Source organism: Micromonospora sp. NPDC048909 (assembly GCF_040649635.1).
In the GTDB taxonomy this organism is placed as follows: domain Bacteria; phylum Actinomycetota; class Actinomycetes; order Mycobacteriales; family Micromonosporaceae; genus Micromonospora.
On sequence record NZ_JBEZFU010000021.1, the window covers coordinates 49,815 to 56,472 of the forward strand.

Here is a 6,658-nt window from a genome sequence, read left to right on the forward strand (position 1 = left end):
CTGATGGGCAGACGTTGGCGGATCGGCGGCGGCGTGGCCGCCGTGCTCCTCGCGCTGGGAATGGCCGGTGCGGTGCCGGGCGGGGCGAGCGCGGAACGCCTCCGCGCCGGCACGCTGAGCACCGCGTCCGCGCCGTCCCCGGCGTTGGACGGGACCATCGACTACACGGTCTACCTGCCGTACGGGTACGCCAAGGCGACCGCCACCCGCTACCCGGTGCTGTACCTGCTGCACGGGCGGGGCGACACCATGCAGGCGTGGACCCGGGTGAAGGCCGACCTGGACCGGATGATCGCCGACGGTGAGGTGCCGCCGGTGATCGCGGTGCTGCCCGACGCGCCGTGGAGCAGCCGGGGCAACTGGTACGTCGACTCCGCCTACACCGGCGCGGACGACCCGGGTCGTCCGGTGGAGACCGCGCTCACCCGCGACCTGGTGGCGCACGTCGACGCCACCTACCGCACCGCCGCCCACCGGGGCGCCCGTCTGGTCGGCGGCTACTCGATGGGCGGCGCCGGGGCGCTGCGCTACGCGCTCGCCCACCAGAACCTCTTCGCCAACGCGCTGGTGCTCAGCCCGGCGGTCTACCGGCCGCTGCCGCCGGCCGACTCGTCGGCGCGCGAGTTCGGCGCCTTCGGCTCGGGGGCGCAGCGCTTCTCCGACGAGGTCTACCAGCGGCTGAACTACCCCGCCCTGCTGGCCGGCCTGGACCCGGAGGCCCCGGTCCGGATGTACGTCGCGGTCGGCGACGACGAGTGGGCCAACCCCGACCCGGCCGACGCCGCGCACGACCTCGACTACGAGGCGGCCACCCTCTACAACACCGTGCGCCGCGCCGACGGGGTCGCCGCCGAGCTGCGGGTGCTCGACGGGGGGCATGACTGGGACGTGTGGCGACCCGCCTTCGTGGACGGGCTGAGGCACCTGGCCGGCACGCTGAGCGTCACCCCGCCGGCCGGGCTGCCCGGGCCGGTGCACGGCAGCGCGGGCACGGACTGGGCCGGCGGCGTCGCCGCCCACCCGGACGGCACGAGCACCATCGGGTACGCCGCGTCCGGGCCGGTCGACGGCCAGCCGTACGCCGGCGGGCTGGACGCGGTGGTGAGCCGGCTGGCCACCGACGGCAAGACCACGGAATGGACGACCCAGTTCGGCACCGCCGCGAACGACCGTCTCTACGGGCTGGTGCCGCTCGCCGACGGCGGGGTCGTCGCCGCCGGCTACACCCGCGGTGACCTGGACGGAGCCCACCCCGGCAGCCCGGCCGACGATGCCTTCGTGACCCGGCTGACCGGGTCCGGGCAGCGGGCCTGGCTGACCCAGGCCGGTGACCCGACGAAGGCGGACCGGTTCTACGCCGTCGCGCCGGCTCCGGACGGCGGCGCTTACGTCGCCGGCTACACCAGTGGCTCGTACGCAGGCGAGACCGGCGCCGGGGACAAGGACGCCGTGCTGGCCCGGATCGGCCCGGACGGGCGAGTCGCCTGGAGCCGGCAGTTCGGCGGGCCCGGCGAGGACAAGGCGTACGCGGTGACCGCTGACGCGCAGGGCGTGTACGTGGCCGGCGGCACCTCGGCCGGCCTGCCGGGCACCACCGCGCTCGGCGGCGCCGACGGCTGGCTGGCCCGCTACGACCCGGCCGGCACCCGCAGCTGGGTGACCTCGGTGGGCGGGCCCGGCGACGACCTGCTCGGCGGCGTCGCGATCGGCTCCACCGGCACGCTGCTGGCCACCGGCTCCACCGGCGGCGAGGCCACCGCCGGCGGCAGCGACGTGCTGACCGTCGGGTACACCCCGGCCGGTCGGCAACGCTGGCGGACCGTGACCGGCGGCCGCGGGGCCGATGCCGGCGCGGAGGTGGTGGCACTGCCCGACGGCGCGGTCGCCGTGGTCGGGTTCACCGGCAGCACGCTCGGGCTGCCGGTCGGCGGCGCGGACGTGCTGACCGTGCGGCTCGACGCCCGGGGACGCCAGCTCGGCGTCGCCCAGTACGGCACCGCCCGGGACGACGCGGCCGACCCGTTCGGCGAGGAGAACGTCTACGCGACCCTCGGCGCCGACGGCCGGCTGCTGGTCAGCGGGCTCACCGCCGGAGCGCCGGTGGGCGGCGGCGCCCTCGGCAACGGCGACGTCTTCCTCGCCGCCCTCGACCCGACGAAGGGAACGCCGTGACCAGCGCGAGTCCGAACGCCCGGGGTCCCCTGGACGGGGTGAAGGTGGTCGACCTGGCCACCCTCTTCGCCGGGCCGCTCGCGGCGGCGTTCCTCGGCGACTTCGGCGCCGACGTGATCAAGGTGGAGCATCCGGTCAAGCCGGACCCGTCGCGCGGACACGGCCCGGCCAAGGACGGCGTCGGGCTCTGGTGGAAGGTGCTCGGCCGCAACAAGCGGACGGTCACCCTCAACCTCTCCGACCCCGACGGCGCCGCCCTGTTGCGCCGGCTGCTCGCCGACGCCGACGTGTTGGTGGAGAACTTCCGTCCGGGCACCCTGGAGCGGTGGGGGCTCGGCCCGGCCGAGCTGCACGCGGTCAACCCGCGGCTGGTGATCACCCGGATCAGCGGGTTCGGGCAGGTCGGCCCGTACGCCCGCCGGCCCGGCTTCGGCACCCTCGCCGAGGCGATGAGCGGCTTCGCCGCTGCCACCGGGGAACCCGACGGCCCACCCACCCTGCCGCCGTTCGGGCTGGCCGACTCGGTGACCGCGCTGGCCGCCGCGTACGCGGTGATGCTGGCCCTGCGGGCCCGGGACGCCACCGGTGCCGGGCAGGTGGTCGACCTGGCCATCATCGAGCCGATCATGGCGATGCTCGGCCCGCAGATCACCTGGTACGACCAGCTCGGCTACATCCAACCCCGGCTGGGCAACCGGTCCAACAACAACGCACCGCGCAACACCTACCGGTGCGCGGACGGGCGCTGGGTGGCGGTCTCCACCAGCGCGCAGAGCATCGCCGAGCGGGTGCTGACGCTGGTCGGCCGCCCTGAGCTGGTCGCCGAGCCGTGGTTCGCGACCGGCAGCGGCCGGGCCGCGCACGCCGACGAGCTGGACGCGGCGGTGAGCGCCTGGGTGGCGCAGCGGGACCGCGACGAGGTGGTGGCCGCCTTCGAGGCGGCGCAGGCGGCGGTCGCGCCGGTCTACGACGTGCGGGACATTCTCGCCGACCCGCAGTACGCGGCGCTGGGCACCGTGCGCAGCGTGCCGGACGAGGAGCTCGGCGAGGTGCGGATGCAGAACGTGCCGTTCCGCCTCACCGAGACGCCGGGCGAGATCCGGCACGCCGGGCGCCGGCACGGCCAGGACACCGACGCGGTCTTCGGCGCGCTCGGGCTGAGCGCCGAGGAGCTGGACTCGCTGCGCGAGCGGGGCGTGCTCTGATGCTGATCAGCTGGCTCTACGTGCCCGGCGACCGGCCGGACCGGTTCGCCAAGGCGGTCGCCTCGGGCGCCGACGCGGTCATTCTCGACCTCGAGGACGCGGTGGTCGCCGGGCGCAAGGCGTACGCCCGCGACGCGGTCACCGAGTTCCTCGCCGAGGCGCACCCGGTGCCGGTGCAGGTCCGGGTCAACGAGCTGACCGGGCCGGACGTCGACGCCGACCTCGCCGCGGTGGCCGGCCGGCCCGGGCTGGCCGGGCTGCGGGTGCCGAAGGTGGAGTCGGCCGCGACGGTGAGGGGGCTCGCCGATCGGGTCGACGCGCCACTGCACCCGCTGGTCGAGTCGGCGCTCGGGCTGGAGGCCGCGTACGCGATCGCGTCCGCCCACCCGGCCGTGGCCTCGCTCGGGCTCGGCGAGGCCGACCTGCGCTCCGACCTCGGGGTGAGCGACGACGACGGGCTGGCCTGGGCGCGCGGCCGGATCGTGGTGGCGGCCCGCGCGGCCGGCCTGGCCCCGCCGGCGATGTCGGTGTACGCCGACGTCGCCGACGTCGACGGCCTGGCCGCCTCCTGTGCGCTGGGCCGGCGGCTCGGGTTCCTCGGCCGCACGGCGATCCACCCGCGTCAGCTACCGGTGATCGTCGAGGCGTTCCGGCCGGCCGAGAGGGAGGTGGCCCGGGCGGTGGAGCTGCTCGCCGCGGTCGCCGACGCGCAGCGGCGGGATTCGGGCACGGTGGTGCTGCCGGACGGCCGGTTCGCCGACCGGGCGATGGTCGCCGCCGCGCAGCGCGTCGTGGATCTGGCCGCCCGTTACGCCGCCTGAGCACGTCGCCGGCCCTCGCCGGCGGGCTGCTGCTCGTCGAGGTGGTCGCCACCCGCAGCTGACGGGCCGGCGAGGTGCTGCGATCGCGGTGCCGGCCCGGCGCTACGCCGGCCGGTCGGCCTCCGACAGTCGGTCGAGCCGAGCCAGCTCGGCGGTGCCGTCCCGGGCCACCGCGGCGGCCAACGCGGTGGTCGCCGGGTGGGCGCCGGCCCGCTGCGCCGCGCCGGCCATCCGGACCGACTGCGCCAGGTGCGCGCGCAGGTGCCGGGCGACCAGCCGCTCGAACGGCGCACCGGTGGCCGACCGCAGCGCGGCCAACTCCTCGGCGGTGACCATGCCCGGCATGTCGTGACCCTCGTGCGGGTTGGTCGCCGGCGCCCCGGACTCGGCGAGAAGCCGGCGGGACCGGGTCAGGTCCGCTCGGTGGCCGGCCTCGACCTGAGCGGCCAACCGTCGCCAGTCCGGGTCGGTCGTCCCGTTCGGCACCAGGTCGAGCACCGGCAGCACTCGTTCGGTCATCGCCACCGTCAGCTGGAGCCAGGCGACGTCGGTGGGGCTGAACGGGCCGGTCGGGCTTGCCGTGGGCACGGCCGGTGGTGCGGTCGCCGGCGGCGCGGCGGCGGACGGCGTGGCGGTCCCGGCGGGGTCGGGTGATCCGGCGGCGCAGCCGGCGAGGAGCAGCGCCGCGACGAGCAGGGTGGTCGGTGCGGCAACAGGCGTTCGCATCCGGCCTCCTCTCCGCCCGGGAGGGCGGGCCCGGTGTGACCGGGCCCGCCCTCGGGTGGGAACGTGTGGGCTCAGATCGGTCGGCCGTCGTGCCCGCACTTGATGACCGGGCGGATGCAGTCGTTGACCCGGCGGGCCATCTCCGCGGTCGGCCAGGCGTTGAAGAAGTCGCCGTGCATCGTGTAGCCCGCCCCGGAGGCCAGCCGGAACTGTGCCGGGTTGCCGTTGACCGGGTAACGCAGCACCTGCCGCAGCTTCGGCACGTGCACCGGGTGCGTCGCCGGGCAGGCCTGGTTCACCGGGTACGCCATGTGGCTCTTGTGATCCGGCGAGTCCAGGTCCCGGCCGTTCCAGCACTGCGGGAAGTCCAGGTACGACTCCATCATGGTGCCGGCCGGGCAGGTGACGAAGTCCTTCGACGGGGGAACCTGACCGGCGTGCAGGCAGGACCAGCGGGCGATGCTCTCGCTCGGCCCGGTGGCCCGGGCGTTGCCGGCGACGATCCGCAGCCCCTGCGGGATCGGCTGAGTGTTCGCGACGACGTCGGCGCGTACGCCCTCGCCCAGGTAGTAGAACGTGGCGATGGCCGGCTCCACCGCCACATTGTTGTTGTAGAGCGTCGGCACCCAGTACGACGAGACGTCCACCCGCGGGTTGCAGGTGGTCGGCGAGCGCACCAGGTCGGGAAGCGTGGTGTGGGCGTTGGTGACCGTGGCGCCGAAGAAGCTGTGCATGTGCGAGGCACCGGGCAGCCCGGGGTAGATGATCGGGTCGTCCGGCAGTCGGTGGCTGTACGTGCAGTCGGCGGGGAACTCCGCGACGCGGATGACGTTCGGGCCCGGGTCGGCGTCGGCCCGGGTGGTGGTGGACGCGACGTACGTGGCGAGGAGTGCCAGCAGGGCGCCGATCGCCGTGGCGAGGCGCAACCGGCGGCGGGTGCCGGATAGGGGTGCGGCCCTGTCCATCTCGTGACTCCTGTCGGGGTACGGGTCAGGGACACCTCCGGCGCCGCCGCCGAAGACGTCGGAGATCCCTGGCCAGACTGGTGGTGGTGGCTGTGCCCGGTGTGAGAGAGCGCTCTCACGTCCAGACTCACCCTGATGTCGACAGTTGTCAATGCATGCCCGGTTGGTGCGAATGACGACGCCCCCGCGCCGCCGGGCGCGCCCGTGATCGGCTCGGGCCCGCCGAAAGTCGCGGTATCCGGGCACCGGGGACACCCCGACATCACGGGCCCGAGCGGATCACCCCCGTCGTGGGGGGGCGGGCGGGGCCGGGTGATCGACTCCGGCTCGCCGACATGGGGGTATCGCGGAGACCGGGACACCCCCGTTTCGGCGACCTGGAGTCGATCACCCTGAAGCCGGCCGGCTCGTCCGATCGTCGTCCGGATCCCGATTGCGCCGGGTGTCCCGTTCGCGGGCTGCCCGGTCGGGTGCGGTGTCCGGGTTCGGGGTGGCGCGTCCCGTGGTCGGGGCCACCGTGGCGGCGGAATCATGGGCGGGCCCGGGTCGTTGAACATGGTGTGCCGCGCGGCCTCGCCGCCGGCCCCGGGGACCGCCCCCCCGGCCGCCGGGAATGACCGGCCGCCCGGGTCGGTTGACTACCCGGTACCCGCAAGACCCGCGCCCCGCCGCCGGAATGGCTGGCCGGCCCGCACGGTTACATCCCCCGGGACACCCCGAGCAGGTCACCACGATCGCCGGGACCCCTTTCTTACTTACGGGCACACCG

The 6,658-nt window shown here is 75.4% G+C and carries 5 protein-coding genes; 3 read left to right on the forward strand and 2 right to left on the reverse strand.

Translation table 11 applies throughout. The features are described from left to right. The first annotated feature begins 3 nt into the window (after positions 1-3). The 3 genes from AB0C04_RS31425 to AB0C04_RS31435 are packed head-to-tail and all read left to right on the forward strand — an operon-like array spanning position 4 to position 4,198. Positions 4-2,172 (forward strand): alpha/beta hydrolase-fold protein, encoded by a 2,169-nt coding sequence (locus tag AB0C04_RS31425; RefSeq protein ID WP_357061874.1) that lies wholly within the window; start codon positions 4-6, stop codon positions 2,170-2,172. Then, entirely contained in the window at positions 2,169-3,377 is a 1,209-nt protein-coding gene (locus AB0C04_RS31430) for a CoA transferase (RefSeq protein WP_357061877.1), read from the forward strand. The genes AB0C04_RS31425 and AB0C04_RS31430 overlap by 4 nt, the downstream gene beginning before the upstream one ends. Beyond that, the gene (locus AB0C04_RS31435; protein ID WP_357061880.1) at positions 3,377-4,198 is read left to right on the forward strand and encodes a CoA ester lyase; all 822 of its coding nucleotides are present in this window, start codon (positions 3,377-3,379) and stop codon (positions 4,196-4,198) included. The genes AB0C04_RS31430 and AB0C04_RS31435 overlap by 1 nt, the downstream gene beginning before the upstream one ends. A gap of 102 nt (positions 4,199-4,300) precedes the next feature. Here the strand turns inward: AB0C04_RS31435 and AB0C04_RS31440 are convergent, their stop codons facing one another. Then, positions 4,301-4,924: a DUF305 domain-containing protein gene (locus tag AB0C04_RS31440; protein ID WP_357061883.1), complete on the reverse strand. Its 624-nt coding sequence runs from the start codon at positions 4,922-4,924 to the stop codon at positions 4,301-4,303. 71 nt (positions 4,925-4,995) lie between these two features. Continuing rightward, the gene (locus AB0C04_RS31445; RefSeq protein WP_357061887.1) at positions 4,996-5,889 is read right to left on the reverse strand and encodes a DUF1996 domain-containing protein; all 894 of its coding nucleotides are present in this window, start codon (positions 5,887-5,889) and stop codon (positions 4,996-4,998) included. Positions 5,890-6,658 lie beyond the last annotated feature (769 nt).

Bases quoted from the DNA above. Each gene is read 5' to 3' on its own strand.
- AB0C04_RS31425 (WP_357061874.1), top strand. From the start codon at position 4: ATGGGCAGACGTTGGCGGATCGGCGGCGGCGTGGCCGCCGTGCTCCTC.
- AB0C04_RS31435 (WP_357061880.1), top strand. From the start codon at position 3,377: ATGCTGATCAGCTGGCTCTACGTGCCCGGCGACCGGCCGGACCGGTTC.
- AB0C04_RS31440 (WP_357061883.1), bottom strand. From the start codon at position 4,924: ATGCGAACGCCTGTTGCCGCACCGACCACCCTGCTCGTCGCGGCGCTG.
- AB0C04_RS31445 (WP_357061887.1), bottom strand. From the start codon at position 5,889: ATGGACAGGGCCGCACCCCTATCCGGCACCCGCCGCCGGTTGCGCCTC.